Source organism: Aeromicrobium sp. UC242_57, assembly GCF_044452305.1.
Taxonomy (GTDB): Bacteria; Actinomycetota; Actinomycetes; order Propionibacteriales; family Nocardioidaceae; genus Aeromicrobium.
Window position 1 is genome coordinate 295,340 of record NZ_JBIOAM010000005.1, and the last position, 26,986, is coordinate 322,325.

The window sequence follows — 26,986 nt, forward strand, 5'->3', positions numbered from 1 at the left end:
TCAGAAGGTCTGGCCGGTCAGCTGCTCGTACGCCTGCACGTAGCGTGCACGGGTCTTCTCGACGATCTCGGCGGGCAACGTCGGCGGCTGCTGGTCGCCGTGCCGGTCCCAACCGCTCTCGGGGGAGATGAGCCAGTTGCGGACGAACTGCTTGTCGTACGAGGCCTGCGAGCGCCCGGGCTGCCAGGAATCGGCCGGCCAGAACCGCGACGAGTCAGGGGTCAGCACCTCGTCGGCGAGCACGATCGTGCCGTCTGCGCGCGCCCCGAACTCGAACTTGGTGTCGGCCAGGATGATGCCGCGCTCGCGTGCGATCTGTTCGGCGCGGGCGTAGATCGTGAGGGTCAGCTCTTTGAGCGCCGTCGCGGTCTCCAGGCCGATCGTCTCGGTGATCTGCTCGAACGACACGTTTTCGTCATGATCGCCGAGGTCGGCCTTGGTCGCCGGGGTGAAGATCGGTTCGGGCAACCGTGAGCCGTCGACCAGCCCGGCCGGCAGCGGGACGCCGCAGACCTCGCCGGTCGCCTCGTAGTCGATGAGGCCCGATCCGGTCAGGTAGCCGCGAGCAACGCACTCGACCGGGAACATGTCAAGCTTCTCGACGATCAGCGCCCTGCCCCGGACCCGCTCGGGGACCGTAGTGGAGACCACATGGTTGGGGATCAGGTCGGCGAGCTGGTCGAACCACCACAACGACATCCGGGTCAGGATCTCGCCCTTGTCGGGGATGCCCGGCGTGAGGATGAAGTCGAAGGCCGAGATGCGGTCGGACGCGACCATGAGCAGCCGGTCGCCTGAACCAGCCAGGCCGCCGCTCCCTGAGCCGGCCGAAGGGTCCACCTCGTAGAGGTCGCGGACCTTGCCCGAGTGAAGGTGAGTGGCTCCAGGAATGTCGAGTGGCACGCGCTCAGCCTAGTCACATCAGGACGACGCCCGTGACCAGCCCGATCACGAGCACGATGCTGCCGGTGACCAGGAGGATCGTGACGACCAGCTCGGCCTCGCGCTCGGTCACGTCGAGGCGGGCCCGCGACGGGTCGAGCGGGTCGATCAGTACCGCGACCTGCTGGCCCATCGTGTACGTCACCGACGATGGTCCAGGAATCCGCAGGCGGCGGCCACCGGGCGCGCGGTACTCGATCCGAGGCTCTCGCCGCCCGACTTCACCGACGTCGACCACCACTCCGGTGACGCGGTTCCAGTGCTGAGGCAGGGCCGAGCGTCCCGGCGCCGCCGAACGCCCCACCACGTCAACCAGCCGCCCAAGGCAATCAGGGCGAACGGGATGACCGAGACCAACATCCCTCGACCCTAGGCCGACGGGCGGGTGAGCGCCCATCGGTCGTGGAGCTAGAGGATCGAGCCCGGCGCGTAGGCAGCGGCCTGCGGACTGGCCGCGACGAGCTCTTCGATGCGCCCGACCACTGCCTTGACCTGGCTGACTGCAGCTCCCGTGAACTCGATCGGGGAGGCGACGAGGCTGGCCAGGTCTGCCTCGGACAGGCCCAGGCGCTCGTCGCCCGCGAAACGCACGAAGAGGTCGTTCTCGGCTGCTCCACGCTCACGCATCTCGAGGGCCACCGCCACGGCATGCTGCTTGACCGCGTCGTAGGCCGTCTCACGGCCCTTGCCCGCGCGCACTGCGGCCATCAAGACCTTGGTCGAGGCCAGGAACGGCAGATAGCGGTCGAGTCGCGCTGGATGACTGCGGGGAAGGTGCCGAACTCGTCGAGGACCGTCAAGAACGTCTCGAACAGGCCGTCGGCCGCGTAGAACGCATCTGGCAGGGCCACTCGGCGGACGACCGAGCACGACACGTCGCCCTCGTTCCACTGGTCGCCGGCGAGCTCGCCGACCATCGAGGAGTACCCGCGCAGGATGACTGCGAGGCCGTTGACACGTTCGCACGACCGAGTGTTCATCTTGTGCGGCATCGCGCTGGAGCCGACCTGGCCCGGCTTGAAGCCTTCGGTCACGATCTCGTTGCCAGCCATGAGGCGGATCGTGGTCGCAAGGTTGGACGGCGCCGACACGCTGGACCAGCGCCGTGACCACGTCGTAGTCGAGCGAACGCGGGTAGACCTGGCCGACGCTCGTCAGCACCTTGGTGAAGCCCAGGTGGGTCGCGACGCGCTGCTCGAGCTCGGCGAGCTTGGCCTCGTCGCCGCCGAGGAGGTCGAGCTGGTCCTGGGCCGTGCCGACCGGCCCCTTGATGCCGCGCAACGGGTAGCGGGCGATCAGGTCGTCGAGACGGTCGATCGCCACGAGCAGCTCGTCGGCGACCGTCGCGAAGCGCTTGCCGAGGGTCGTGGCCTGGGCCGCGACGTTGTGGCTGCGGCCCGCCATGACGAGCTCGGCGTGCTCGGTGGCCAGGCGGCCGAGGCGGGCGAGGACGGCGACACTGCGGTCGCGCAGCAGCTCGAGCGATGCCTTGATCTGCAGCTGCTCGACGTTCTCGGTCAGGTCGCGCGAGGTCATGCCCTTGTGGATGTGCTCGGTGCCGGCGAGGGCCGCGAACTCCTCGATGCGGGCCTTGACGTCGTGGCGGGTGATCTTCTCGCGGGCGGCGATCGAGGCGAGGTCGACCTGGTCGACGACCGACTCGTACGACTCGATGACACCGTCAGGCGTCTCGATGCCGAGGTCCTTCTGCGCCTTCAGGACAGCGATCCAGAGGCGGCGCTCGAGCACGATCTTGTGCTCGGGCGACCAGATGCGGGTGACCTCCGGGGAGGCGTAGCGATTGGCGAGGACGTTGGGGGTGGTCACAGTTCGTTCCTGTCGTGGTGCACGAGGCCCTGCTCGGCCGCGAGGGCGATGTCGGTGCGGTGGTGGGAGCCGCGGATGCTGATCTTGTCGACGCCTTCGTAGGCCCGGCGGCGTGCCTCGGCGAGGTCGGCGCCGATCGCGGTGACGGACAGGACCCGGCCGCCGGCGGTGACGACCTGACCGTCGACGACGGCGGTGCCGGCGTGGATGACGTCGACGCCGTCGAGGGCGTTGGCGTCGTCGAGCCCTTCGATGACGTCGCCCTTGACCGGCGCCTCGGGGTAGCCGTCAGCTGCGACGACGACCGTGACGGACGAGGCCTTCTCCCACTGCGGCAGGCCGACCTCGGCGAGCGAGCCGGTCGCGGCCCCGTGCAGCAACGCCGACAAGGGCGTCTTCAGCATGGCCAGGATCGACTGGGTCTCGGGATCGCCGAAGCGGGCGTTGAACTCGATGACCCGAACACCGCGGCTGGTCAGCGCGAGGCCGGCGTACAGCAGACCCTGGAACGGCGTGCCGCGCCGGGCCATCTCCTGGACGGTCGGCACGAGGACCCGGCGGGACACCTCGGCAACGAGGTCGTCAGGTGCCCAGTCGAGCGGGGTGTAGGCACCCATGCCGCCGGTGTTGAGCCCTTCGTCACCGTCGTAGGCGCGCTTGAAGTCTTGGGCCGGCTGCAGCGGCAGGACGGTCTCACCGTCGGTGATCGCGAACAGGGAGACCTCGGGTCCGTCGAGGAACTCCTCGATCACGACCCGGTCGCAGGCGGCGGCGTGATCGACAGCCTCGGCACGGTCGTTCGTCACGACGACCCCCTTGCCAGCGGCCAGGGCATCGTCCTTGACGACGTACGGCGGGCCGAAGGCGTCAAGTGCGGCAGCAACCTGCTCCGGCGTCTCGCACACGTGCGCCAGCGCGGTCGGCACCTCGGCGGCGGCCATGACCTGCTTGGCGAACGCCTTGGAACCTTCGATCTGCGCGGCGTCCTTGGACGGGCCGAAGCAGGCGATGCCGACGGCCCGCACGGCGTCAGCCACACCGGCGACCAGCGGTGCCTCGGGTCCGACCACGACGAGGTCGACGCCCAGCGAGGTCGCCAATGCCGCGACGGCGTCACCGTCGAGCGGATCGACGTCGTGCAGGTCGGCGAAGGCTGCGATTCCGGGATTGCCGGGCGCAGCGTGGACCTCGGTGACCTGGGGGTCACGAGACAGGGCAAGGGCCAGGGCGTGCTCGCGCCCGCCGGTACCGATCACAAGCGTCTTCACAGGAGTCGAGCCTATCGCCAACGACGCAGTGGTCGTGACGCTCCCATTGTCGAAGCGATATCGGAGAGGCACGATGGACCCATGCCACTTTCAGGAGAATATGCACCGAGCCCTGTCGACTGGTCGCGTGAGCAGGCCGAGTCCTTCCGAGCGCACCAACGGCGCTGAGGGCAACGAGATGCAGGGCAAGCCGATCATCGTGCTCACCACGTTGGGGGCCAAGAGCGGAAAGATCCGCAAGACTCCCCTCATGCGGGTCGAGCATGACGGCGAATACCTCGTCGTCGCGTCCAAGGGCGGAGCCCCCGAACATCCGACGTGGTACTACAACGTCGTCGATGCTCCGCTGGTCGAGCTTCAGGACGGTCCGGTCCGCAAGGACTACACACCGCGCGAGCTCTCCGGCGAAGAGCGTGAGACCTGGTGGGCGCGGGCGGTCGAGGCCTGGCCGGCGTACGCGGACTACCAGACCAAGACCGATCGTCTGATCCCGGTCTTCCTGCTCACGCCAGTCGAATAGTCGTCGCCGCCCGGCGGGACGTCATGGCGTGGGCACGTGCGACAGCACGAACGTGATGACGTCCCGGGGGCAGCTCAGAGCAGGTCGAACCGTTCGATCGACTGCTCGCGGTCGGGGCCGACACCGATCGTCGAGATGCGAGCACCCGAGATCGCCTCGAGCGCCAGGACGTACTCCTGAGCCGTCTTCGGCAGGTCTTCGAAGGTCCGTGCGCCCGAGATGTCCTCGGACCAGCCGGGGAAGTACTCGTAGATCGGCTTGGCGTGGTGGAACCCGGTCTGCGTCATCGGCATCTCGTCGACGCGCTCGCCGTCGACGTCGTACGCGACACACACCGGGATCTGCTCCCAGCCGGTCAGCACGTCGAGCTTGGTCAGCACGAAGTCGGTGACGCCGTTGATCCGGGCGGCGTAGCGGGCGATCGGGGCGTCGTACCAGCCGCACCGGCGCGGACGTCCGGTCGTGGTGCCGAACTCGGCTCCGTTCTTGCGCAGCTGCTCGCCGTCGTCGTCGAACAGCTCGGTCGGGAACGGGCCCTCGCCGACGCGGGTCGCGTAGGCCTTGACGATGCCGATGACGCGGGTGATCTCGGTCGGGGCGATGCCCGATCCGGTGCACGCACCGCCGGTCGTCGCCGAGGACGACGTCACGAACGGGTAGGTGCCGTGGTCGACGTCGAGCAGCGTGGCCTGGCCGGCCTCGAGCAGGACGGTCTTGTCGGCCTTGAGCGCATCGTGCAGCAGCAACGGGGTGTCAGCGACCATGGGGCGGAGCCGGTCGACGTACGACAGCAGCTCGTCGACGATCTCGTCGACCTCGACCGCCCGACGGTTGTAGATCTTGGTCAGGATCTGGTTCTTGAGGTCGAGTGCTCCTTCGACCTTCTGGCGCAGGATCTTCTCGTCGAAGAGGTCTTGGATGCGGATGCCGAGGCGGTTCATCTTGTCGGCGTACGTGGGTCCGATGCCACGACCGGTCGTGCCGATCTTGCGGCTGCCCAGGAAGCGCTCGGCGACCTTGTCCATCGTCCGGTTGTAGTCGGCGATGACGTGGGCGTTGGCGCTGATCACGAGCTTGGAGGTGTCGATGCCGCGCTCGTTGAGCCCGTCGATCTCCTGGAACAGGACGTTGAGGTCGACGACGACGCCGTTGCCGATGACCGGGACGCAGCCGGGGCTCAGGATGCCGCTGGGCAGCAGGTGCAGGGCGTACTTCTGATCACCGATCACCACCGTGTGACCGGCGTTGTTGCCGCCGTTGAACTTCACCACGTAGTCAACCCGGCTACCCAGGATGTCTGTGGCCTTGCCCTTGCCTTCGTCGCCCCACTGGGCTCCGACGATGACTACTGCGGGCATGGGAATGCACCACCCTCACACATGCGACAAGCCCCGGTCTCTCGGGGCTCTTACCAACGCATTGTATCGGAATTCACGCTGTCCCGGACAGCTCATCCCGACCGACGGGCGCGATACGCCGCAACGGCAGCACGATTGCCGCACGTCGAGCTGCAGAATCTCTTGGACCGGTTCCGGGAGAGGTCCAGCACGAGTCCGTCGCAGTCCGGATCGGCGCAGACGTCGAGCCGTGACAGCTCGTCTGCACGGATGACGTCGATCATCGCCATGGCCGTCTCGACGGCGATCCGAACCGCGAGCGGACGATCGTCCTCGACGGCGTGCAGGTGCCAGTCGGTGCTTTCATGGCGGACGAGGCGCGGCAGCGCTTGCGCATCGCGCAGGATGCCGTTGACGATCTCGACAGCCTCGTCGCGGTCGGCGGTGAGGAGCTCGCGGAGCTGCGGCCGGATCGCTCGCACCTGAGCGAGCTCGGTCTCGTCTCGTGTCATCAGGCCGGTGTAGTCGAATGCGTCGAGGAACGCCCTGAGATCAAGCTACCTCGCTGAGGGTGTCGGGTTCCTGCGCCGAGTTGACCAGCGCCACGGCGGAGAGCATCGCTTCCTCGGTGTCATGACCAAAGACCATGTTGACACCTTACACACGCAGACCTTAATGTCACATGTCATGGCCCCTTTGACTCATGACAGCGTGGTGGCTCGCGCCAGCGCGAGAGCGCCGCTGTCCCGCACCACCTCGGGCATCGGCCTGGCACTGGGCTCGGCCCTGGCGTTCAGCCTGTCCGGTCCGCTGGCCAAGGGGCTCATCGACGCGGGATGGACTGCCGGGGCGGCCGTGACGGTCCGCGTCCTGATCGCCGCAGCCGTGCTGCTCGTCCCCGCCATCTTGACGTTGCGCGGACGGTGGTCGCTGCTGCGCCGCAACGCCGGCCTCATCCTCGCCTACGGCCTCCTCGCCGTCGCCGGCTGCCAGCTGGCCTACTTCAATGCCGTCGACCGCATGCAGGTCGGCGTCGCCCTGCTGATCGAGTTCATGTCGCCCGTGGTCGTGCTGACCTGGATGTGGCTGCGGCACCAGCAACGTCCGAGCAGGCTGACCGTGGCGGGCGCCGCGACGGCCGTCGCTGGCATGGTGCTGGTGCTCGACCTCGTCTCGGGCGCCGACCTCGACGGCCTCGGAGTCGTCTGGGCCATCGGCGCGATGCTCGGCGCCGCGTCGTACTGGATCATCTCCGCCGACGACAGCTCCGGGCTGCCCGGACTCGTGCTCGCCGCCGGCGGCCTCCTCTCCGGTGGCATCGTCCTGCTCCTCGCCGGGCTCGTCGGGATCGTCCCGTTCGCGGTCGCGAGCAATGACGTCGTCCTCGCCGACACCGACCTGCCGTGGTGGCTTGCGATCGGCGGGCTCGGCATCGTCACCGCCGCGCTGGCCTACGTCCTCGGCATCGCTGCGGTCCGCCGACTCGGCTCACGGCTCGCGGCGTTCGTCGGACTGTCCGAAGCGGTCCTCGGCGTCATCATGGCCTGGCTCCTGCTCGGCGAGGCCCCCCGCGGCGTCCAGCTCGTCGGTGGCGCGCTCGTCCTGACCGGCGTCATCGCGGTGCGGCTCGGTGAACCTCGGATCGCCCAGGAGGCACCGATTCCGACCGCGACGTAGGCTCCGTGGGTGACCCGACTGCTTGCGATCGCCAATGCCGCCGCCGGAACCGCTGACGACCAGGCCATCGACGCCGCGCTCGGAGTTCTGCGTGACCAGTTCGACGTCGCCCTGGCCAGGACGTCGTCGCCGGAAGATCTCGACGACGCGCTGCGGGAACATCCGGACGTGGACGGCGTCATCGTCCTGGGCGGTGACGGCAGCCTGCACGCCGTGGTCGATGCTCTGCGGTCGGCTGACCGCCTGGGCCTGCCGATCGGGCTCATCCCGCTCGGCACCGGCAACGACTTCGCCGCCGCACTCGGGCTGCCGAGCGATCCGACCGAGGCCGCGAAGCTCGTCGGAGCCGACCATCCATCCCCCGTCGACCTGATCGTCGACGGCAACGACAACGTCGTCGTCAACGTCGCCCACATCGGTGCCGGCGCCGAGGCTGCGGTCGCAGCGCGACCGTTCAAGAAGACCCTCGGCCCGCTCGGGTACGTCGCCGGAGCCGTCATCGCGAGCGGCAAGGCCCTCGGGTCGCCCGGGGCCCGGGCCGTCGTGACCCTCGACGGGTCCGACGACCTCCCGCACGGCAGGGTCCTGCAGATCGCCGTCGGCAACGGCCGCTACGTCGGTGGGGGCGGCGGCTGCTGCCGGACGCCGATCCCTCCGACGGGCAGCTCGATCTGATGGTCACGTATGCAGGTCCCCGACACCGGCGCATCGCCTACGCCTGGAAGCTGCGCAAGGGCGAGCAGAAGAGCCACGCCGACGTCGTCTACCGCCGCGGCACCGAGGTCACGGTCGTCGGCGACCCGATGGCGTCGACGAGCGACGGCGAGCTCGAGGAGCCGCAGCCGCAGCACGCCTGGCGGATCCTGCCGGGCGCGCTGACGATGTGGCGCTGATCAGCTTCGCTGGGTGACGAGCGCGGCGTAGGCCTCGGGGCTCGACTCGTGCAGGAACTCGCGGCAGCGGTGCGCCTCACCCTCGTCACCGAGTCGTTCTGACGCGTCTGCGAGCGCTGCGAGCGAACGCAGGAACGGACGGTTGGGCTCGTGCTCCCACGGCAGCGGACCGTGGCCCTTCCAGCCGTTGCGGCGCAGCAGGTCGAGCGAACGGTGGTAGCCGGTGCGGACGAAGGCGTAGCCCTCGAGGTCCTTGCCCTCGACGAGAGCCTGCTCCGCGAGAGTCACCCACGCAAGCGCCGAGTCGGGGTGCAACGTCGCCACGGTCTGCGGGCTGTCTCCTGCGGCGAGCTCGGCCGCTCCGGGATCTTCGGGCAGGTACGTCGCGGGGGGTTCACCGAACAGGTTGGTCATACCCGAACCCTACGGTGCGGGCTCAGCACGCGACGCACGGCTCGACCACCTCAGCCGCGGGCGCCCGCCGTGCACCGAGCACCGCCAGGGTCCCGATGAGACCCACACTCGTCAGCCCGACCACGGCCGCGATCGCGGTCGTCATGTGCGGGAGCAGCTCTCCGGACTGTGCCGGTCCGGTGCCGATGATGGCCGACACCACAGCCAGCATCACCGCCCCTCCGATCTGGACGCTGGTGTTGACCAGTCCCGAGGCCAGGCCCTGCTCATGGTCCGCCACACCGGCTGTGGCCTGCGAGTTGATCGACGGGAAGCACAGCGCGAAGCCGACACCCAGCAGGAGCATCGTGGGCAGCAGAAGACTGACGTACGACATGCCGGGTTCGACCCTCAAGAACAACGCATAGCCGGCGACGAAGGCCGCGAGACCGATCGCGATGATCCACCGCGTGTCGTACCGCTCCAGGATCACATCCATCTTCACGGCGCTCGCAACCACCAGGATGCCTGCCGGGAGGAAGCCCAGCGCCATGGCGATCGGCGACCAGCCGAGCGAGTTCTGCAGGTAGAGCGTCACGACGAACTGGAACGCGACATAGCCGCCGAACATCACGGCCCCCACGACGTTGGCGTGAACCACGTGCGCCGATCTCAGGATGCCCAGGCGCACCAGCGGATGGTCGTGCCGACGCTCCACTGCGATGAACGTCGCCGCCAACGCGACGCTCGCGACGAGCAGCACGATCGTCGAGGGCGCCGTCCACCCGCGCTCAGGCGCTTCGACGACCGCGTAGACCAGCACCAGCAGCGACGCCGTGACCGTGAACGCTCCGACCAGGTCGAAGTGCTTGAGGCTCACCCGTTCACGTGCCGCATGCGGAATGACCTTGAGACCGGCGATGAACAGCAGGATCGCGACGGGTCCGGGCAGCAGGAACGTCGCCCGCCACCCCAGCTCGGTGAGGACGCCGCCGAAGACGAGCCCCATCGAGAAGCCGCTGGCCCCACAGATCGTGTAGATGCTCAACGCCCGGTTGCGGGCTGGCCCTTCGGCGAAGGTCGTCGTGATGATCGACAGTCCGGCAGGGACCGTGAACGCCGCGGCGATGCCCTTGAGGAACCGCAGCGCGATGATCGCCAGGTCATTGCTCAAGAACGCGCTGACCACCGAGGCGATGCCGAATGCAGCCACCGCGACGAGGAACACCGAACGGCGCCCGAGCAGGTCGGCAGCGCGACCGCCCAGCAGCAGCAGCCCGCCGTAGCCCAGGACGTATCCGGAGACGATCCACTGCAGGGCAGAAGGTGACATGCCGAGGTCCGCACCGATCGACGGCAGCGCGACGCCGACCATCGAGATGTCGAGGCCGTCAAGGAACAGCGCGCCGCCGAGGACGACGAGAAGCACCCAGGTGGACGCGGACCAGCCGCGCCCCTCGGTGACGTGCAGCCGGGAGTCCGTGGACGCCGGGAAGGTCGTAGAGGTCATGCGACGAGTCTTATGCATATGCATTTAATGCGCAAGCAACTAATGCATGAACATCTTATGCAGACGCGGTGATATGCTTCACACGTGCCGAAAGCGTCCGATGATCTGCTCGCAGCCTCGTGGCACGAGCTCAGGGGCCGGTACAACCAGCTGGCTGCCGGCTCGATCGCGAGCTCGGGGCTGCGCACGACCTCACGTCGAGTGAGTTCGAGGTGCTGCAGCTGCTCGATGCCGCGGAGGACGACCAGGTACGCATGGCCGCCCTCGCCGAGCACGCACACCTGAGCCAGAGCGCCCTGTCACGCCTCGTGACCCGGCTCGAGAAGGACGGCCTCGTCTGTCGCAACACGTGCAGCGATGACCGACGCGCGCAGTGGACGTCGATCACTGCCGACGGCAAACGGCGTTACGCCGAGGCGCGACCCACACAGCGCGCAATCCTCCGTGAGGAGGCCGGTGAGTGCACCGGCCTCGCCACGGGGGTCCTGCTACCGGAGAAGTAGCAGGTCAGAGCTTGGTGCCGGCGCTGCGCAGAGCCGCACACGCCTCGGCGACACGGGTGGCCATCCCAGCCTCGGCGGCCTTGCCCCACGCACGCGGGTCGTAGGTCTTCTTGTTGCCGACCTCGCCGTCGACCTTCAGGACGCCGTCGTAGTTGCTGAACATGTGCGCCGCGACCGGACGGGTAAACGCGTACTGGGTGTCGGTGTCGACGTTCATCTTGACGACGCCGTAGTCGACGGCGGCCGAGATCTCCTCGGGCAGCGAGCCCGATCCGCCGTGGAACACCAGGTCGAACGGCGCATCCTTGCCGTACTGCGCCGCGACAGCTTCCTGCGCGGCCTTGAGGATCTCAGGACGCAGCGTGACGTTGCCGGGCTTGTAGACACCGTGCACGTTGCCGAACGTCAGCGCGGTCAGGTAGCGACCGTTCTCGCCGAGGCCGAGCGCTGCGGCCGTGGCCAGCGCGTCCTCAGGGGTCGTGTAGAGGTGCTCGCCCATGCCACCCTCGACACCGTCCTCTTCGCCACCGACGATGCCGATCTCGACCTCGAGGATGATGTTGGCCGCCGAGCAGAGAGCCAGCAGGTCCTTGGCGATCTCGAGGTTCTCGTCGAGCGGAACAGCCGAGCCGTCCCACATGTGCGACTGGAAGTAGGGCAGACCTCCAGCGTTGACGCGCTCGGCGGAGGCGGCGATCAGCGGACGGACGAAGCCGTCGAGCTTGTCCTTGGGGCAGTGGTCAGTGTGCAGCGCGACGTTGACCGGGTACTTCTTGGCGACCTCTTCGGCGAATGCGGCGAACGCCAGCGAGCCGGAGACCATGTCCTTGACCGTGGGACCGGAGAAGTACTCCGCGCCTCCGGTCGAGACCTGGATGATGCCATCGCTCTCGGCCTCGGCGAAGCCGGCCAGGGCGGCGTTGAGGGTCTGCGAGGACGAGACGTTGATGGCCGGGTAGGCGAACGACTCGTTCTTGGCCTTGTCGAGCATCTCTGCGTAGACCTCGGGTGTGGCGACGGGCATGCGAATCTCCTGTGGACGGAAAGGTGGCAGACCTTGTCAGTATCCCAGCCGCCCCGCTGGGCGGACGCCGGGTCTACCCCGCGAGGGCCTTGACCATCGCGCGGGCCGCCACCTGGATGGGGCTCCACACCGACGAGAACGGCGGTGCGTACGCGAGATCCAGCATCACGACGTCGTCGACCGTCATCGCAGCGGCCAGCGCCGTCCCGGCCACGTCGATGCGCAGGGCCGAGTCCTCTGCGCCGACGATCTGCGCGCCGAGCAGGCGACGTGACGTCCGGTCGGCGATCATCAGGACCGTCATGGTGCCCGGCGACGGCATGTAGCCGGCGAAGTTGGTGGTCTCGATCGACACCACGACGGGATCGAATCCGGCCTCGACAGCCTGCTCGCGACCCAGCCCGGTGCGCGAGATCTCGAGCGAGCAGAACTTGGTGATCGCGGTCTGGACGACGCCCGGGAACGACAGCTGCGGCTCCTCGCCGAGCAGCTGCGGCCACGATGCTGTCGCCGGCCACCATCCCCTGCTTGTTGGCGTGGGTGCCCAGCGGCAGGTGGACGGCTCACCGGTGACTCGGATGCGGGTCGCGACGCAGTCTCCGGCCGCCCAGATCTGGGGGAAGCCTTCGACGCGCTGGTGCTCGTCGACGACGATGCCGCCCTTGGGCCCGCGCGGCAGACCCGCATCGGCGGCCAGCCCCGACCGGGCGGTGACGCCGAGCCCGAGCACGACCAGGTCGGCGGGCACGGGGCCGGCGTCGGTCTTGACTGCCACGACGCAGCCTGACGGGTCGAGCTCGAAGCCTGTGACGCTGGCGCCGGCTCGCAAGTGGATGCCGCCGGCCCGCATGGCGTCGGCGATCTGCTCACCCAGCTCGGTCTCGACGATGCGGAGCGGGGTGTCTGCGCGTTCGATGACGGTGGTGTCGAAGCCACGGGTCACGCAGGCCTCGGCGATCTCGAGGCCGATGTAGCCGCTGCCGACCACGACGATGCGGCGCGGGCCGTCGGCGAGACCGTCGATCAGCGCCTGTCCGTCGTCGAGGGACTGGACGCCGTAGATGCCGTCACCCGAGATGCCGGGCAGGTTGGGCCGGATGGGTTCTGCACCGGTCGCGATGACCAGACGGTCGTACGAGACGGTCTCGCCGCCGTGCACCGTGACGGTCTGTGCCTTCGGGTTGATCGCGGTGGCCTCGACTCCGAGTCGCAGGTCGATCCCGTTCTGAATGTGCTGCTCGGGGGTGCGGGCGACCAGTGCATCGGCCGACTCCACCTCGCCGGCGACCCAGTACGGGATACCGCACGCGGAGTATGACGTCCGGTGCCCGCGCTCGAGGACGATGACCTCGTCGGCGTCCGGCAACCGCCGTCGCACTGCCGATGCAGCCGTCATGCCAGCCGCGTCTCCACCGATGATGACGACTCGTCTACCCATACCCCGACCCTATGGAACGACGTGATCGGCGCATCCCCCACCCCGAGTCGCGGGTCACGAGACCGGTCCCCGACCGCTTGACATCGCCAGAAGACCGATGGCTACCGTGGCGTATGACTGCGGACACCGACTCCCACACCGCGGCGCTGCGTGCTCTCACCCGGTTCTCGGTCGGCTCGGCTGTGTGGCTGGGACTGATCGGGGTCGGCGGTGTCGTCTACGCGGCCACGCTCGGCACGAGCAGCAGCGAGCAGGTGCAGCTGATCGGTCTTGGTGTCGGCGCAGGCCTCGTGCTGGTCTCGCTGGCATTCCTGGTCGCGCTGGTGGTGGTGTGGCGGCGAGATGTGAGGGCGGCTCCGCTCGTCGCCGACGATCGTCCCGAGTGCGCCGACGGCGGGGCGACCATGTTCTACGAAGGCTACGTCTCCGTCTGGAGCTTCTTGATCGCGGTGACCATCGTGGTGCTCGGCATCGTGATCGTGCCCTCCGCGGCCGAGGGTGCGGCATGGGGCTGGATCACCCCGGTGGTGATGGGCACCGTGGCCGTCACGGTCGGGTTGTTCGTGCGTTGGCGTGGCTGTGAGTACGTCGGTGTGCACGCGGACGGAGTTCGGATGATCCGCCGCGGGAGACTCGAGACGGCTTCCTGGTCGAAGGTACTGTACTTCGAGAGCGGGCAGGTCGGTATCGAGGGCAAGCCTGACCGGGCGGGTGTCCGTGACGAGGTGGGGACGCGCATCAAGGAGTCGGCCATCGCGGCCGGGCTCGCCACGTTCGAAGACCGTCTGCGGTGTGGGGAGTCGATCGACCTGGGCGCCGTGACCCTCCAGCCAGCTGTCCTGGTGGTCGAGGGCGTGCCCATCAGGTGGGGCGAGATCGACTCGGTGACCTACGAGCACGACGGAGAGAACAACTGGACCCATGTCGTGGTGCGAGATCGGCGGCGCCGGCCACGCGCCAAGGTCAAGGAGACGGGCATCGCCAACATCCCCGTCTTCAAGGAAGCGCTCCGCCGATACACAGGTCTGCAGGTATGACGCCATCGTCCTTGCTCTGCCGTGACGGCATGGTTCACCGAGCCGTCAGAGTGCGTGCTGGCGGATCCAGGTGTGCATCGCGATGGCCGCAGCCGCTCCGGCGTTGATCGACCGCGTCGAGCCGAACTGGGCGATCGACAACGTCTGCTCGCACGCAGCCCTGGCCTCGTCGGAGAGGCCGGGGCCTTCCTGGCCGAACACCAGGACGCAGTCGGTCGGCAAGGATGCCGTCTCGATCGGCACGGAGTCATCGACGTTGTCGATGCCCAGGACGGTCAGCCCCGCGTCGCGGCACCAGCCGGTGAACACCTCGACGGTCTCGTGATGACGCACGTGCTGGTACCGGTCGGTGACCATGGCGCCGCGCCGGTTCCAGCGCTTCTTGCCGATGATGTGCACCTCGGCGACCGCGAACGCATTGGCCGTGCGCACGATCGAGCCGATGTTGAAGTCGTGCTGCCAGTTCTCGATCGCGACGTGGAAGGGGTGCCGTCGCAGGTCGAGGTCTGCGACGATCGCCTCGAGTGTCCAGTAGCGGTACTGGTCGGTGACATTGCGCCGATCACCGTCACGCAGCAGCTCGGGGTCGTAGTGGTCCTCGTCGGGCCACTCCCCCTGCCACGGTCCGACTCCTACGAGCTCGGTCATGCGGTGACGCCGAACTCCTCGCGGTACCCGCGGATCGCCTCGAGGTGCTCGGCGTGACGGCCAGACTCCTCGACGAACTCGATGATCTGGTCGAAGTCGATGATCGAGATGACGGGGATGCCGAAGTCGCGCTCGACCTCCTGGATGGCCGACAGCTTGCCTTGACCGCGTTCCTGACGGTCGACGGCGACGACGACTCCAGCACAGCTCGCGTCGTTCGCAGTCAGGATCTCCATGACCTCCCGGATCGCCGTGCCGGCGGTGATGACGTCGTCGACGACCAGGACGCGTCCGGCGAGCGATGATCCGACGATCAAGCCGCCTTCACCGTGGTCCTTGGCCTCCTTGCGGTTGAAGCACCACGGCACGTCGAGCTGGTGGTGCTCGGCGAGCTGGACCGCGGTCGCCGACGCGATCGGGATGCCCTTGTAGGCCGGTCCCATCAGCACGTCGAAGTCGACCCCGCTGGCGACGATCGCGTCGGCGTAGAAGCGGCCGAGCCCCGCCAGCCGCGCGCCGGAGTTGAACAGCCCCGCGTTGAAGAAGTAGGGCGAGGTACGTCCCGACTTGAGCGTGAACTCGCCGAAGCGCAGGACGTCGTGGTCGAGTGCGAGCTCGATGAACTCGCGTTGGTAGTCGTGCATGTGTTCAGTCCGTCTCGGTCTTGTCGGTCTTGCTGCCCTTGGCAGGTGGGTCGGTCTTGTCGGTCTTGGTGTTCTCGGTGGTCTTCTTGACCGTCTTGACCAGGTCGCCGATCACGACGCTGCGGTTGCGCGTGTGGAACAGCTCGGAGCACGTGACCATCGTCAGGGTCTCGGTGGTGGCGACCTTGCCCCTCCCGTCAGGGTCTGGGACGTTCCACAGCGGCCAGCCCTCGGTGAAGTCGACCGTGATCGACGTGCCGGAGTTGCGCAGCTTGTACGTGTAGATCGCCGTGCGGGTCTCGACGACCGCGAGGTCACCGGCCTTCAGCTTCGGGAACTTCGCGAAGGGTTCGCCGTGGGTGACCCGGTGACCGGCCAGCACGAAGTTGCCGACCTGTCCTGGCTTGGCACTCTTGGTGTCCCAGCCGACTCCGCGGGACAACGCGCCGGAGTCCATGCCCTTGACGATCGGCATCTCGAAGCCGCTGCCGAACCGCTTGACCCGCAGCAGCCCGATCGCATCGGAGTCGATGCCCTTGCCCCAGTCGATCTTGATCGACTGCTTGATCTCGGCCTGCTTGTGCTTGGACACGATGTTGGTGCCGAAGTACTGCCAGCCCACCCAGGAGATGACACCGAGACCGCCCAGGATCATCAGGATCCCCAGCCCCGTCGCGACACGCCGGACGGGACTACGCCGGGCGCGACGTCGGTGCGTGCGGTCGGCAGTCATGCCAGCGATTGTGTCACCCGCACACCTGCCGCTGATCAGAAGCCACCCGAAAAGAAGTTGAAATATTTCTCAAAAGCCACCGAGGTGACCCGTTCATCCAGTACTATTTTCGACGCAGGGTCGATGTGCCTCGAGCCGTCGGCGCCTGTTGTCGGCCCACCGTTTCACCCCCCGAGAACGGTGGGCCGACTTATATCTCCGGCCAGGTCGTCAGCCGCCCTGAACGACCGCGCGCACAGCAGCACGACGGGCACGAGCACCAGCGGGATGACGAACGCCCACCGCAGGTGGTCGGCCGACGCCGCCGCCCCGATCAGCCCGCCACCCAAGATCGCGCCTACGTAGTTGGCGATGTTCATCCGCGCGATCGCGACGTCGAGCGAGGCCGCGGGCACCGCGCCAGCCAGGCCCGCGAAGGCCAGCGGCGCCAGGATCGCCAGGCCGACACCGACGACGAAGAAGCCGACGATCGCCATGACGGGCGCGGCCGCCGAGACCACCAGGGCCAGGCCGACGATGCCGGTCACCGTGCCGATGACGACGACTCGCACGGCGCCGATGCGACGCACCAGCAGGTCGCCGCCGAACCGGGAGATCAGCGCACCGGCCTGGTAGGCGCCGTAGGCCAGGGGCGCCACCGTGGTCGAGGCGTCGAGGGCGTCCTCGAGGTAGACGCTGCTCCAGGTCAGGATCCCGGTGTCGGCCGAGTAGAACAGCAGCACCACGAGGCCGAAGACGAGGACCGGCCGCCAAGGCAGGTCGAGTCCCTTCGCCGACAGCCCCGCATCGTGCTCCTGCGCCGCGATGAAGTGCGGCGCGGCGAACAGCGCGACGATCCACGTCACCACGGCGACCAGGCCCAAGGAGAGACCGAATGGCACGTCGACGTGCGCGACCCCGGCGGCATACAGCGCGCCGATGATGCCGCCGACGGACCACATGCCGTGGAAGCTCGCCATGATGCTCCTGCCGGCGGCGACCTGGGTGCGGACACCCTGCATGTTCATGCCGGCATCCACGGCGCCGACGCCGAGCCCGTAGAGCACGAAGGCCGCGACGAGCAGCGGCATCGTCGGGGCGAGGCCCACCAGCAGGGCGCCCGTCCCGATCGTCAACAGCGCGATCTTGAATGCCACGGCGCTCGTGCGGCGTTTCGGCGATAGTTCCGGCGACGACACTGCCGATCCCCGACACGACGGCCACCAGGACGAGGATGCCGGTCAGGCCACCGTCGCCGATGTCGAAGCGGTCCTTGATCCGCGGGGCCTGGGTCACGATGGCCGCGAACACGAGTCCTTGGAGGAAGAAGCCGGCTGAGACGGCGATGCGCGTACGCCGGAGTTCGGTCATCTCGTCATGGTAGGCCCGGCCGGGGGCGGAACTCAGGACATGAACCCCAAGGGATCGTAGGACAGTCCTGGGAAGATCTTCGAGGTGTTGAGTGCGCTGAACCTCGATCGCAGGATCTCGGCCAGGACGCTGCGGTAGTCGGTCGTGACGGCCAGGTCGCCATCGACCTGCTTGCCGGCGCTGAGACCGGGCCACCGCGAGTAGTACCGGCCACCCTTCACGCCGCCGCCCATGACGAGCATCATGTTGCCGTAGCCGTGGTCGACGCCGCCGGCACCGTTCTCCTGCAGCCGTCGGCCGAACTCGCTGACGGTGACGACGGTGACCCGTCCTGCGTGCGGTCCGAGGTCGACGAAGAAGGCGGCGAGGCTCTTGGCGAGGTCCTTGATCGTCATGTCGACGCGGTAGCCGAGCTCGACGTGCTGGTCCCATCCTCCCGAGTCGACCGCGACCGCCTTGACACCGACACCGGCGCGGATGAGCCCGGCGGTGGTCTTCAGCGCTTCGGACAGCGACGAGTCCTTCGGGTAGAGGGCGCCGGAGTGCGGGCCATCGTCGATCGTGCCGGCGATCGCCGAGGCTCGCTGGGTCAGGGCGAGCGCACCGACCCCGGCCCGACCGACCAGGCCACCGTGCTTGCGGTACTGGGTGTGCAGGCTGTCGGTGATCCGCTTGCGCAGCACCGGGTCAGTGGCGAACGGACCTCTCAAGGAGGCGAACTCCTCGGTCGCGAGGGCCGGGGACGGCCCCTGAAGTGCGGTCGGCATGATCGCGTTGCCGAGACTGACGCCGTCGAAGAGGTCGGGGCTCGTCGCCAGACCGCCGATCATGCGGTTGAGCCAGCCGACCCGCGCCGCAGTGCCGGGATCGGCGTCCTCGACCGCCTCCATCGCCTCGAAGTGGCTGCGGTTCGGGACGGCCATGCCGGTTGCGTGGACGACCGCGACCTGGCCGAGGAGCCACGCCGGCGAGAGGGCTGCGAATGCCGGATGCAGACCGAACGTCGCATCGGGAAACAAGAGCCTGCTCGGTGCGATGGCCGTGGTCGGCCGGGCTGCGTAGTAGGCCGGCTCGGCGTGCGGCACGACCATCGAGAGCCCGTCCGCTCCGCCACGCAACGACACCACGACCAGGATGTTGGACTCGCCGCTGCCGAACACCGTCGACGTCATGACGTCGCCGAACATCGACGTGACGACACCGGCCATCCCCGCGAGGCCAGCTGCCTTCAGGACGGAGCGGCGGCTGACCTCGTAGTCAGCGCAGCACTCCTGCGGAGCAGTCATCGCACGATCCCGTCGGGAGCGTTGAGCACGTTGCCGCGGATCACGGTCCAGGTCCAGTCGCTGACTTCCTTGGCGGATCGGAACTTCGAGGCCTGGCTGCGGTTGAGCGCCGAGGCGACCGACGCGCGCAGGTCTGCCGTCGACGCGCGGCCCAGCAGCATCCGCGACTGGTGGTCGACGGCTGTCCCAGCGTCCGTGGCCAGGCCGTCGGCAGCTGCTTGGCCCGAGCCGGTGTGTAGTACTGCTTGGGACTCCACCACTTCCCGGCCAGGCTGTAGTGGATGTCCCAGCCCCGGAGCACCCGTGCCGGGGAGGTCCAGGTCGACGAGGTCTCGGGAAAGCCGTCAGGGCGTGGCCAGGAGTGCAGGTACTGACCGAGTCCCTGCGACATCCAGATCGACTGCCGCAGCAGCGAGTCGTCGAGAAGACACCCCGGTCGGTCGCAGCTCGAGCACCCGGATCGTGTTGATGACGTCCTCGACCGGCGTGCGGACCTTGGTGCGCTTGGAGGCCTGGAAGTCGCGATGGTTGACGAGCGCGCGCAACGTCGTCCTGATGTTGGTGTCGGAGGTCCGGTACGCCTTGGCGACGGCGTTGACGATCGAGGCCGAAGGATTGTCCGAGACAAAGCGGACGCACAGCCTCCGCGCGATCTTCTGAGCCGTGGCCGGATGCCGGGCGAGGTAGTCGAGGTAGGCGTTGACGACCGCGCGGCCGTCGGGGTTGGTGTTGGCGTGCGTGAAGCCCAGCACCTTGACCTTGCCGACGAAGTGGTCCCGGGGCTGGTACGCTCGCGCCGTAGCCGTCGAAGACCCGCACCTTGAACCCGGTCAGGATGCGCGCCGAGTTCTTGACGTCGTCCTCGGTGTACCTGCTGGCGCGGCCGACCGTGTAGAGCTCGAGGAGCTCACGGCCGAGGTTCTCGTTGATCCCGTGCTTGGTGTTGACCGAGTTGTTGAGCCACCCCGACATCGCCGGGTGGACGATCGTGGCGCGCAGCAGTCCCCGGTAGGTGCCGAGGGCATGGGCGCGGATCGCCTTGTCGTACGACATCCGCCACGGGAACGACCTGTCCTCGCCGACCGGGATGTAGAGCAGGTTGGACCAGAAGTCGGTCATCACCTCGTGCACCTGGCGGCGCGAGATGATCCGTCTGGCTGTCGTGTACTGCGCGAAGCTGAGGCCGTACTCCCAGCTGTTGAAGCTGCCCTTCTTGGCATTCGCCCACGCTGCCTCGGGCGAGTCCTTGAGGCGCGGGAACCACCCGGCGATCACGTCGGCTCGCTTGTCGGAGATCCGGCTGGGTGCCAGCTGGCGGTCGAACCACTTCTTGGCGGTCTTCGACCAGCGGAAGTCCGCACAGGCCTGCTCGTTGACGCCGAACGTGAAACGGCGCACCAGATGCAGATCGGACGCACGCAGCAGACGCGGCGTGGTCGCCGCAGACATGCGAGTACTCACAAGCTTCCCCTTGGTCTCTCCCTCGACCGCGCGAGAACTGCTGCTCCGGAAGGACTCCCAGCCCACCGACGGGTCCTGCGCGATCTGACCTTCCCCGAGAATATGCTGAGGCGCCGTCAGCGTCTGCCATTCCGGCCAGAAAAATCATCGCGGGTCGGCCGCGGCTAGAGTCTGGACGTGAAGACTTCCAGCGCCCGGATCGCCGGGCTCGGCACGACGATCTTCGCCGAGATGAGCGCTCTCGCCGCCAGGACCGGGGCGGTCAACCTCGGGCAGGGCTTTCCCGACACTGATGGGCCCGACCAGGTCGTCGAGCATGCCGTCGAGGCATTGCGCAGCGGCCGCAACCAGTACGCGCCCGGAGCAGGTGTGCCCGAGCTGCGCCACGCCATCGCAGCGCACCAGCACCGCTTCTACGGGCTGACCGTCGACCCCGACGCCGAAGTCGCCGTCACGACAGGCGCCACCGAGGCGATTGCTGCAGCCCTGCTCGGCCTGGTCGACCCGGGCGACGAGGTCATCGTGCTGGAGCCGTACTACGACTCGTACGTCGCGATGATGCAGATGGCCGGCGCCGTACGTCGACCGGTGACGTTGCGGGCTCCCGACTTCCGGCTGCCGATCGACGAGCTGCGGGCCGCGGTGTCGCCACGCACGACCGCGATCCTGCTCAACTCGCCGCACAACCCGACGGGGGCGGTGCTGCGTCGCCACGAGCTGGAAGCCGTCGCCGCCCTCGCGATCGAGCACGACCTGGTCGTGATCAGTGACGAGGTGTACGAGCACCTGACGTTCGACGACGTGCCGCACATCCCGATCGCGACCCTGCCGGGAATGGCCGAGCGCACCCTGACGATCAGCAGCGGCGGGAAGACGTTCTCGTTCACGGGGTGGAAGGTGGGCTGGGCGACGGGACCGGCAACCCTCGTCGACGCGCTGCTCGGCGTCAAGCAGTTCCTCACCTACACCTCGGGATCACCGTTGCAGCCCGCGATCGCGCAGGCGCTGGAAGCCGATGAGGCCTTCTACGCCGGACTCAAGTCGCAGCTGCAGTCGCAGCGCGACCAGCTCTGCGAAGGACTGGCCGACATCGGCTTCGAGGTGTTCGTGCCCGAGGGCACCTACTTCGCGACGACCGACATCCGGCCCCTCGGCTTCAGCGACGGCATCGAGTTCTGCCGCTCGTTGCCCGATGTCGCCGGGGTCGTCGCGATCCCGCACCAGGTGTTCTACGACCCTTCGACAAGCCAGGGAGCAGAGACAGCTCAGGAGCCGAGAGGAATCCGGGTCGGCCACTGGTTCGCTGGGCGTTCTGCAAGCAACCTGCTGTCATCGCCGAGGCGCTGAGCCGCCTGCAGGTGCTGGCGCGCTGACGAGCACGGCCCGTTCCTGCTCCGTCATGGGCCGCGAGCTCCCGGTCAGCGGATCCCAGCCGACCATGACGCTCGATGCTCGCACCAGGACGCCGCGACCGTCGCTGATCTCGGCCTCGGCTGTGTACGAGGAGATGCCGACCCGTGACGTCCAGCAGCGTGCCGACAGGTCTGGCACGCCATGACGGATGGGGCCGTGGAAGTCGATCGCGACCGAGGCGACGACACTCTTTCCCCACACCCGGTCGGGATCTGCCGCCGTTCGCTGAGCGATCCGCAGCTCCTGCACGACGTCGGCGGTCCGCTCCGGGGTCACGACGCCGCCGGGGCCGATGTCGTGCAGCCGAATCGCGACCGGCACCTGCACCGCATCCGACACCTGGCTGGCCGGTGCCGCGGACGGGATCGAGCCGAACCGGCTCACCACCCGGGCGTTGACGACCCGACCGCCTTCGGTGTCGACACAGATCTCTTGCCGCAGCACGTCGCCGTCGAGCTCGTTGGTCACGACGACTGGCCGCGTGCTCAGGAGCACCGGCACGAGGTAGTCGATCGTGACTGCGGCGACCCGCGAGTCCTCCGCCAGCGCTCCGTCACGCATCAAGCGCTCGCGGCCCTCGGCGGCGTAGTCGAGGAACCGGACGTTGTTGACGTGCTCGTAGGAGTCGATGTCGCCCCACCGCATCGCGATCTCGTGCTCGACCACGTGTCAGAACCCTTCTTCGATCAGCTGGCGCACCCGTGGGCGCACCTCTTCGACTTCATACTTCTTGACCGGGATGAAGAACGCGACCATGACTCCCAACGCCGCAACCCCCGCGCCGACGACGAAGCTGAGCCGGAACGCCTGCTCGGTCGGCACCTGGAAGCCGCCTGCGTCGCGGGTCATCGACGTCAGCAGGACCGCGAGCACCGCGCTCGAGACCGAGGTGCCGATCGAACGCATCAGGGTGTTCAGCCCGTTGGCGGCCGCAGACTCGGTCGAGGGCACAGCCGACATGATGAGGGCTGGCATCGCGGCATAAGCCAGTCCGACGCCGGCACCGTTGATCGCCGACAGCAGCACGAGCTCCCAGACCTCGGACATGAAGAACGACGCCAGCGTGTACCCGGCGGTGATGATCGCGAGGCCGGCGATGAGCGTCACCTTCGGGCCATGCCGGGTCGACAGGCGTCCCGCCAGGGGTGACAGGAGCATCATGACGAATCCGCCAGGCGCCAGGCACAGGCCAGCCACGAAGATCGTCTGCCCGAGCCCGTACCCCGTCGACTCCGGCGACTGCAGGGCTGCGGCAGGATCAGGTTGTTGGTGAACATCGCAAAGCCGGCGAGCACCGAGGCGATGTTGGTCAGCAGCACAGGCCGCGAGGACGACACCCGGATGTCGACCATGGGGTTGTCGACGCGGGTCTCGAACCAGACCCAGGCCACGAGCACGACGACGCTGGACGCCAGCATGCCGATGACGATCGGACTGTCCCAGCCCCACGTCGAGCCCTTCGTGATCGGCAGCAGCAACAGGATGAGTCCAGCCGACAGGCCGGCCGCTCCCACGAGGTCGAAACGGGCCGGATTGGTCGTCGGTGATTCTGGCAGGAAGATCACGATGAGCACGAGCGCGATGACGCTGACGCCCGCAGCAGCCCAGAACATGATGTGCCAGTTGAAGTTCTGGGCGAGGTAGGCCGACAAGGGCAAGGCGATGGAGGCTCCGGCGCCGAGCGTCGCGCTGATCAGGGCGATCGCCGTCGGCACCCGGTCGGGTCGCAGCTCGTCGCGCAGGATGCTGATGCCGAGGGGGACGACGCTCATCGCGGCACCTTGCAGCACCCGACCGACGAGGAACACCGGCAGATAGCCTGCTGACGGCGCAGATGACGCTGCCGATCGTCAGGATCACGACGCAGACGATCAGGATGCGGCGCTTGCCGAACATGTCACCGAGGCGGCCGCTGATCGGTGTCGTGATCGCAGCCGACAGCAGAGTCGCGGTGATGACCCATGACGCATCGCTGCTGGACGTGTCGAGCAGCTCGGGCAGGTCGCCGACCAACGGGATCACGATGGTCTGCATCAGCGCGGCGAGGATGCCGGAGAACGCCAGGATCATGACCATGATCCGGCCTCGTCGTTCGCTGGCCCACGGCCGTTCTGCCCATGGAATCTTGCCGCTCTTCAGCTGGGTACTGCTCGCCACGTGTGTTCGCCTCCGCTTGCACCCTAGTCGCTGGCGACCGCGCTCCTGACGGTTGCCGCGCGCAACGCGACCAGGCTCACGTCGCCGAGATCGACGTCGTCACACGCTCGCGCAGCAGCCCCCGACCGGCTGGCTGTCGCCGAAGTCTCCTGCGCCACCGCACACCCCGGTCTCCGGCAGGGTGAGCTCGACTGCGGCCGCTGCAGCCTCGTCGCCGGCGAGGTGGGCGGCGATCGAACGGACCTGCTCGAAGCCGGTCAGCGCGAGGAATGACGTGGCGCGGCCGTACGACTTCATGCCGACGACGAAGACGTCGGTCTCCGGGGTGGGACAGCAGGTCCACTCCGTGCGGCTGGACGGATCCGCACGAGTGGAAGCGGGGGTCGATGTGCGGGGCCAGGTCGCGAGGTGCGCCGAGGACAGGATCGAGGTCGAGGCGCAGCTCTGCCAGCACCGTCGGGTCGGGCCGGAACCCGGTGAGCGCGATGACCTCGTCGACCGCATCGACGGCCTTGCCGTCGGCCGACTCGATCCGCAGCCCTCCGTCGCCGTCTGCGGTGACCGCGACGGGGTGGAACCCGGTCACCGTCGTCACGGCCCCGTCCTCGACGGCTCGGCGTGCATCGCTGCCCAGTGCACCGCGCTGTGCGAGCTCGTCGGCCTCCTCTCCGCCATAGGCTGGCGATGCGCTGCCGCGACGGATCAACCAGGTCACCCGCGTCCCGTCTGCCGCGGCGAGCGCGCGAAGTCCCACGATCGCAGTCTTCGCCGAGGCGCCGGTCCCGGCGACGACGACGTGCTTGCCGGCATAGCGGGCACGAGCTGTCGTGTCAGCCAGGTCGGGGATCCGGTAGGAGATGCGGTCGGCGTGCGCGCGTTCTCCCGATGCCGCGATCCCGTCGCTGCCGAGCGGGTTGGGTCCGTGCCAGGTGCCTGATGCGTCGATGACGGCGCGCGCTGCGAGCTGTCGAGGACCGTCTGGCCCCTCGACGTGGACGATGAAGGGGGTCGTGTCGCGATCGGCGTCGACCAGCACGTCACGTCCAGCCTTGGAGACGGCGATCACCCGATGCTCGGGAAGAACGTGCCCCAGGGCGGCTGCGAGCGGCGCCAGGTAGGTGTCGACCCACTCCGCTCCGGTGGGGTACTCGTCGAGGGGCGGAGCGTCCCAGCCGGTGACGTCGAGCAGCTGGCGTGCGCGCGGGTCGACGAGCTCGGACCACGGCGAGAACAGCCTGACGTGCCCCCAACCGGACACCGCAGACCCTGCGGACGAACCTGCTTCGAGGACCACGAACGGAACGCCGTAGGCAGCGAGGTTGGCGGCCGCAGCCAGTCCGATGGGGCCTGCGCCGATCACGACGACGGGTAGAGAGCTGGGCTGAGTCATGAGGCGTCCTCTTTCGGGATGAGTGAGTCGACGAGCGCATCGACCCGGGTCGAGATGTCGTCGCGGACGCGACGGACGAACGAGAGGTCTTGGCCGGCGGGGTCGTCGAGCACCCAGTCCTCGTAGCGCTTGCCAGGGAAGTACGGGCACTCGTCGCCGCAGCCCATCGTGATGACGACGTCGGATGCTTGGACGGCGTCCGGCGTCAGGATCTTGGGTTGTGCTGCGGCGATGTCGATGCCGACCTCGGCCATGGCGGCGACGGCGACCGGGTTGACTGTCGCGCCGGGCTGCGAGCCCGCCGACAGCACCTCGATGCGGTCACCCGCGACGGCAGCGAGGAATGCTGCGGCCATCTGCGAACGGCCGGCGTTGTGCACGCAGACGAACAGCACGGCGGGCCGGGTCATCGGTTCACCTTCTCGGGAGTGTCGAGCAGGTGCCGCAGGCGCAGCGCGACGTAGACGAGCCCGACCAGGACGGGCACCTCGATGAGCGGGCCGATGACTCCGGCGAGTGCCTGGCCGGAGGTCACGCCGAAGGTCGCGATGGCCACTGCGATCGCCAGCTCGAAGTTGTTGCCGGCTGCGGTGAAGGCGAGCGTCGTGGAGCGCCGGTAGCCGAGGCTCAGCAGCCAGCCGGCGGTCATGCCGAGCCCGAACATCGCCGCGAAGTAGAGCAGCAGGGGAAGCGCGACGCGCGCCACGTCGAGCGGCTGGCTGGTCACGGCATCGCCCTGCAGCGCGAACAGGACGACGATCGTGAACAGCAGGCCGTACAGCGCCCACGGTCCGATGCGCGGCAGGAACTGCGCCTCGTACGCCTCGCGGCCCCAGCGACGTTCGCCCAGCGTGCGCGTCAGGTAGCCGGCAACGAGGGGGATGCCCAGGAACACCAGGACGCTCACGGTGATCGTGGCGACCGAGAACTCGGCACTGGTCGTCGACAGGCCCAGCCAGTCGGGCAGCACCTGCAGGTAGAACCAGCCGAGGGCGCCGAAGGCCACGACCTGGAAGACGCTGTTGACCGCGACGAGAACAGCTGCGGCTTCGCGGTCGCCGCAGGCCAGGTCGTTCCAGATCAGCACCATCGCGATGCAGCGCGCCAGGCCGACGATGATCAGTCCGGTGCGAAGCTCCGGGCAGGTCGGGCAGCAGCAGCCAGGCGAGCGCGAACATGAGGGCGGGGCCGACGATCCAGTTCAGGACGATCGAGGCCGCCATGAGGCGACGATCGCCGAGCACGGTGCCTGTCTCGTCATAACGGACCTTGGCCAGGACCGGATACATCATGACCAGCAGGCCGACCGCGATCGGCAGCGAGACCGAACCGATCGTGACCGCGTCGAGGACGTCGGCGATGCCGGGCCAGGCACGACCGAGCAGCAGGCCGGCAGCCATGGCGCCCAGGATCCAGACGGGCAGGAACCGGTCGAGCGTGGAGAGGCGTGGAGAGTGCGTCACTGTCATCCCATCGAAGTTTGTCGATGGGATGACGATAGCAATCCATCGACGAATGTCAATGCGTTGGGTACG

Annotated in this window: 29 protein-coding genes and 4 pseudogenes; 8 read left to right on the top strand and 25 right to left on the bottom strand. The window is 68.2% G+C overall.

The features are described from left to right. From ACHMWU_RS23295 to purD, 5 genes and pseudogenes are all read right to left on the bottom strand, one after another. Positions 1-903, bottom strand: a complete 903-nt coding sequence (locus ACHMWU_RS23295) for a phosphoribosylaminoimidazolesuccinocarboxamide synthase (RefSeq protein ID WP_396047592.1) — start codon at positions 901-903, stop codon at positions 1-3. Between the two features lie 13 nt (positions 904-916). After that, positions 917-1,183 (bottom strand): DUF3592 domain-containing protein, encoded by a 267-nt coding sequence (locus tag ACHMWU_RS23300; protein WP_396049188.1) that lies wholly within the window; start codon positions 1,181-1,183, stop codon positions 917-919. Next, positions 1,084-1,302: a hypothetical protein gene (locus ACHMWU_RS23305; RefSeq protein WP_396049304.1), complete on the bottom strand. Its 219-nt coding sequence runs from the start codon at positions 1,300-1,302 to the stop codon at positions 1,084-1,086. The genes ACHMWU_RS23300 and ACHMWU_RS23305 overlap by 100 nt, the downstream gene beginning before the upstream one ends. Positions 1,303-1,350: 48 nt before the next feature. Beyond that, positions 1,351-2,769, bottom strand: a pseudogene (gene purB / locus ACHMWU_RS23310) (adenylosuccinate lyase). Further along, positions 2,766-4,037, bottom strand: a complete 1,272-nt coding sequence (purD, locus tag ACHMWU_RS23315) for a phosphoribosylamine--glycine ligase (RefSeq protein ID WP_396047594.1) — start codon at positions 4,035-4,037, stop codon at positions 2,766-2,768. The pseudogene purB and the gene purD overlap by 4 nt, the downstream one beginning before the upstream one ends. A gap of 127 nt (positions 4,038-4,164) precedes the next feature. Here purD and ACHMWU_RS23320 point away from each other — a divergent pair, with 127 nt between their 5' ends. Continuing rightward, positions 4,165-4,557, top strand: coding sequence for a nitroreductase family deazaflavin-dependent oxidoreductase (locus tag ACHMWU_RS23320; protein ID WP_396047596.1), 393 nt, complete (start codon positions 4,165-4,167; stop codon positions 4,555-4,557). A gap of 74 nt (positions 4,558-4,631) precedes the next feature. Here the strand turns inward: ACHMWU_RS23320 and ACHMWU_RS23325 are convergent, their stop codons facing one another. Beyond that, positions 4,632-5,915 (bottom strand): adenylosuccinate synthase, encoded by a 1,284-nt coding sequence (locus ACHMWU_RS23325; protein ID WP_396047598.1) that lies wholly within the window; start codon positions 5,913-5,915, stop codon positions 4,632-4,634. A gap of 92 nt (positions 5,916-6,007) precedes the next feature. Next, entirely contained in the window at positions 6,008-6,406 is a 399-nt protein-coding gene (locus ACHMWU_RS23330) for a CGNR zinc finger domain-containing protein (RefSeq protein WP_396047601.1), read from the bottom strand. 175 nt (positions 6,407-6,581) lie between these two features. Here ACHMWU_RS23330 and ACHMWU_RS23335 point away from each other — a divergent pair, with 175 nt between their 5' ends. Genes ACHMWU_RS23335 through ACHMWU_RS23345 form a run of 3 tightly spaced genes read left to right on the top strand, consistent with a single transcriptional unit; the run spans position 6,582 to position 8,464 of the window. Then, positions 6,582-7,571 carry an EamA family transporter gene (locus ACHMWU_RS23335; protein WP_396047603.1) on the top strand — a complete coding sequence of 330 codons (990 nt, stop codon included), beginning with the start codon at positions 6,582-6,584 and terminating at the stop codon, positions 7,569-7,571. Positions 7,572-7,580: 9 nt separating this feature from the next. After that, positions 7,581-8,246, top strand: a complete 666-nt coding sequence (locus ACHMWU_RS23340) for a diacylglycerol/lipid kinase family protein (protein ID WP_396047605.1) — start codon at positions 7,581-7,583, stop codon at positions 8,244-8,246. Then, on the top strand, positions 8,246-8,464 hold the full coding sequence (locus ACHMWU_RS23345) for a hypothetical protein (protein WP_396047607.1): 219 nt from the start codon (positions 8,246-8,248) through the stop codon (positions 8,462-8,464). The genes ACHMWU_RS23340 and ACHMWU_RS23345 overlap by 1 nt, the downstream gene beginning before the upstream one ends. Here ACHMWU_RS23345 and ACHMWU_RS23350 read toward each other — a convergent pair whose 3' ends face one another. Both ACHMWU_RS23350 and ACHMWU_RS23355 read right to left on the bottom strand, forming a co-directional pair. Next, positions 8,465-8,878 carry a DUF3151 domain-containing protein gene (locus tag ACHMWU_RS23350; protein WP_396047609.1) on the bottom strand — a complete coding sequence of 138 codons (414 nt, stop codon included), beginning with the start codon at positions 8,876-8,878 and terminating at the stop codon, positions 8,465-8,467. It lies immediately after the preceding gene. A 22-nt stretch (positions 8,879-8,900) separates the two neighbouring features. After that, positions 8,901-10,367 carry an MFS transporter gene (locus ACHMWU_RS23355; protein WP_396047611.1) on the bottom strand — a complete coding sequence of 489 codons (1,467 nt, stop codon included), beginning with the start codon at positions 10,365-10,367 and terminating at the stop codon, positions 8,901-8,903. A 119-nt stretch (positions 10,368-10,486) separates the two neighbouring features. On the opposite strand from ACHMWU_RS23355, the gene ACHMWU_RS23360 reads away from it, so the two are divergent. Next, positions 10,487-10,870, top strand: a complete 384-nt coding sequence (locus ACHMWU_RS23360) for a MarR family winged helix-turn-helix transcriptional regulator (RefSeq protein ID WP_396047614.1) — start codon at positions 10,487-10,489, stop codon at positions 10,868-10,870. Between the two features lie 4 nt (positions 10,871-10,874). On the opposite strand, the gene fbaA is transcribed toward ACHMWU_RS23360, so the two are convergent. Together fbaA and ACHMWU_RS23370 are read right to left on the bottom strand one after the other, a co-directional pair. Then, positions 10,875-11,894, bottom strand: coding sequence for a class II fructose-bisphosphate aldolase (gene fbaA / locus ACHMWU_RS23365; protein ID WP_396047616.1), 1,020 nt, complete (start codon positions 11,892-11,894; stop codon positions 10,875-10,877). A gap of 73 nt (positions 11,895-11,967) precedes the next feature. After that, positions 11,968-13,332 (bottom strand): FAD-dependent oxidoreductase, encoded by a 1,365-nt coding sequence (locus tag ACHMWU_RS23370; RefSeq protein WP_396047618.1) that lies wholly within the window; start codon positions 13,330-13,332, stop codon positions 11,968-11,970. Positions 13,333-13,445: 113 nt separating this feature from the next. Between ACHMWU_RS23370 and ACHMWU_RS23375 the strand changes: the two genes are divergently transcribed. Further along, entirely contained in the window at positions 13,446-14,369 is a 924-nt protein-coding gene (locus ACHMWU_RS23375; RefSeq protein WP_396047620.1) for a hypothetical protein, read from the top strand. 45 nt (positions 14,370-14,414) lie between these two features. Here ACHMWU_RS23375 and ACHMWU_RS23380 read toward each other — a convergent pair whose 3' ends face one another. The 4 genes from ACHMWU_RS23380 to ACHMWU_RS23395 form a co-directional block, all read right to left on the bottom strand. Beyond that, entirely contained in the window at positions 14,415-15,017 is a 603-nt protein-coding gene (locus tag ACHMWU_RS23380; RefSeq protein ID WP_396047622.1) for a TrmH family RNA methyltransferase, read from the bottom strand. Next, positions 15,014-15,661 (bottom strand): orotate phosphoribosyltransferase, encoded by a 648-nt coding sequence (gene pyrE / locus ACHMWU_RS23385; protein WP_396047624.1) that lies wholly within the window; start codon positions 15,659-15,661, stop codon positions 15,014-15,016. The genes ACHMWU_RS23380 and pyrE overlap by 4 nt, the downstream gene beginning before the upstream one ends. A gap of 4 nt (positions 15,662-15,665) precedes the next feature. Further along, positions 15,666-16,394: a sortase domain-bontaining protein gene (locus ACHMWU_RS23390; protein ID WP_396047627.1), complete on the bottom strand. Its 729-nt coding sequence runs from the start codon at positions 16,392-16,394 to the stop codon at positions 15,666-15,668. A gap of 164 nt (positions 16,395-16,558) precedes the next feature. Next, positions 16,559-17,530 (bottom strand): MFS transporter, encoded by a 972-nt coding sequence (locus ACHMWU_RS23395; RefSeq protein WP_396047629.1) that lies wholly within the window; start codon positions 17,528-17,530, stop codon positions 16,559-16,561. Here ACHMWU_RS23395 and ACHMWU_RS23400 point away from each other — a divergent pair. After that, entirely contained in the window at positions 17,520-17,711 is a 192-nt protein-coding gene (locus tag ACHMWU_RS23400) for a hypothetical protein (protein ID WP_396047631.1), read from the top strand. The two genes, ACHMWU_RS23395 and ACHMWU_RS23400, sit on opposite strands and share 11 nt — an antisense overlap. Before the next feature lie 65 nt (positions 17,712-17,776). Here the strand turns inward: ACHMWU_RS23400 and ACHMWU_RS23405 are convergent, their stop codons facing one another. The 3 genes and pseudogenes from ACHMWU_RS23405 to ACHMWU_RS23415 all read right to left on the bottom strand — a co-directional run bounded on the left by ACHMWU_RS23405 (position 17,777) and on the right by ACHMWU_RS23415 (position 20,479). Continuing rightward, complete coding sequence (locus ACHMWU_RS23405; protein ID WP_396047633.1) at positions 17,777-19,030, bottom strand: DUF1501 domain-containing protein; 1,254 nt, start codon at positions 19,028-19,030, stop codon at positions 17,777-17,779. Between the two features lie 40 nt (positions 19,031-19,070). Further along, the gene (locus ACHMWU_RS23410; RefSeq protein WP_396047635.1) at positions 19,071-19,421 is read right to left on the bottom strand and encodes a DUF1800 family protein; all 351 of its coding nucleotides are present in this window, start codon (positions 19,419-19,421) and stop codon (positions 19,071-19,073) included. After that, positions 19,375-20,479: pseudogene (locus ACHMWU_RS23415) on the bottom strand (DUF1800 family protein). Before ACHMWU_RS23415 ends, ACHMWU_RS23410 begins: the two are co-directional and overlap by 47 nt. A 189-nt stretch (positions 20,480-20,668) precedes the next feature. On the opposite strand from ACHMWU_RS23415, the gene ACHMWU_RS23420 reads away from it, so the two are divergent. Then, positions 20,669-21,838 carry a pyridoxal phosphate-dependent aminotransferase gene (locus ACHMWU_RS23420; RefSeq protein ID WP_396047637.1) on the top strand — a complete coding sequence of 390 codons (1,170 nt, stop codon included), beginning with the start codon at positions 20,669-20,671 and terminating at the stop codon, positions 21,836-21,838. On the opposite strand, the gene ACHMWU_RS23425 is transcribed toward ACHMWU_RS23420, so the two are convergent. The 7 genes and pseudogenes from ACHMWU_RS23425 to arsB form a co-directional block, all read right to left on the bottom strand. Next, on the bottom strand, positions 21,821-22,570 hold the full coding sequence (locus tag ACHMWU_RS23425; RefSeq protein ID WP_396047639.1) for an acyl-CoA thioesterase: 750 nt from the start codon (positions 22,568-22,570) through the stop codon (positions 21,821-21,823). The genes ACHMWU_RS23420 and ACHMWU_RS23425 overlap by 18 nt on opposite strands. Before the next feature lie 3 nt (positions 22,571-22,573). Further along, on the bottom strand, positions 22,574-23,065 hold the full coding sequence (locus ACHMWU_RS23430; RefSeq protein WP_396049189.1) for an MFS transporter: 492 nt from the start codon (positions 23,063-23,065) through the stop codon (positions 22,574-22,576). Beyond that, the gene (locus ACHMWU_RS23435) at positions 23,062-23,712 is read right to left on the bottom strand and encodes an MFS transporter (protein WP_396049190.1); all 651 of its coding nucleotides are present in this window, start codon (positions 23,710-23,712) and stop codon (positions 23,062-23,064) included. Before ACHMWU_RS23435 ends, ACHMWU_RS23430 begins: the two co-directional genes overlap by 4 nt. A 22-nt stretch (positions 23,713-23,734) precedes the next feature. Next, positions 23,735-23,980 (bottom strand): annotated as a pseudogene (locus ACHMWU_RS23440) (MFS transporter); the annotation flags it as partial. Between the two features lie 157 nt (positions 23,981-24,137). Further along, entirely contained in the window at positions 24,138-25,451 is a 1,314-nt protein-coding gene (locus tag ACHMWU_RS23445) for an NAD(P)-binding domain-containing protein (protein ID WP_396047641.1), read from the bottom strand. Further along, a complete protein-coding gene (locus ACHMWU_RS23450) occupies positions 25,448-25,861 on the bottom strand; it encodes an arsenate reductase ArsC (RefSeq protein WP_396047643.1) in 414 nt (137 codons plus the stop codon). Before ACHMWU_RS23450 ends, ACHMWU_RS23445 begins: the two co-directional genes overlap by 4 nt. Next, positions 25,858-26,920: pseudogene (arsB, locus tag ACHMWU_RS23455) on the bottom strand (ACR3 family arsenite efflux transporter). The gene ACHMWU_RS23450 and the pseudogene arsB overlap by 4 nt, the downstream one beginning before the upstream one ends. Positions 26,921-26,986 lie beyond the last annotated feature (66 nt).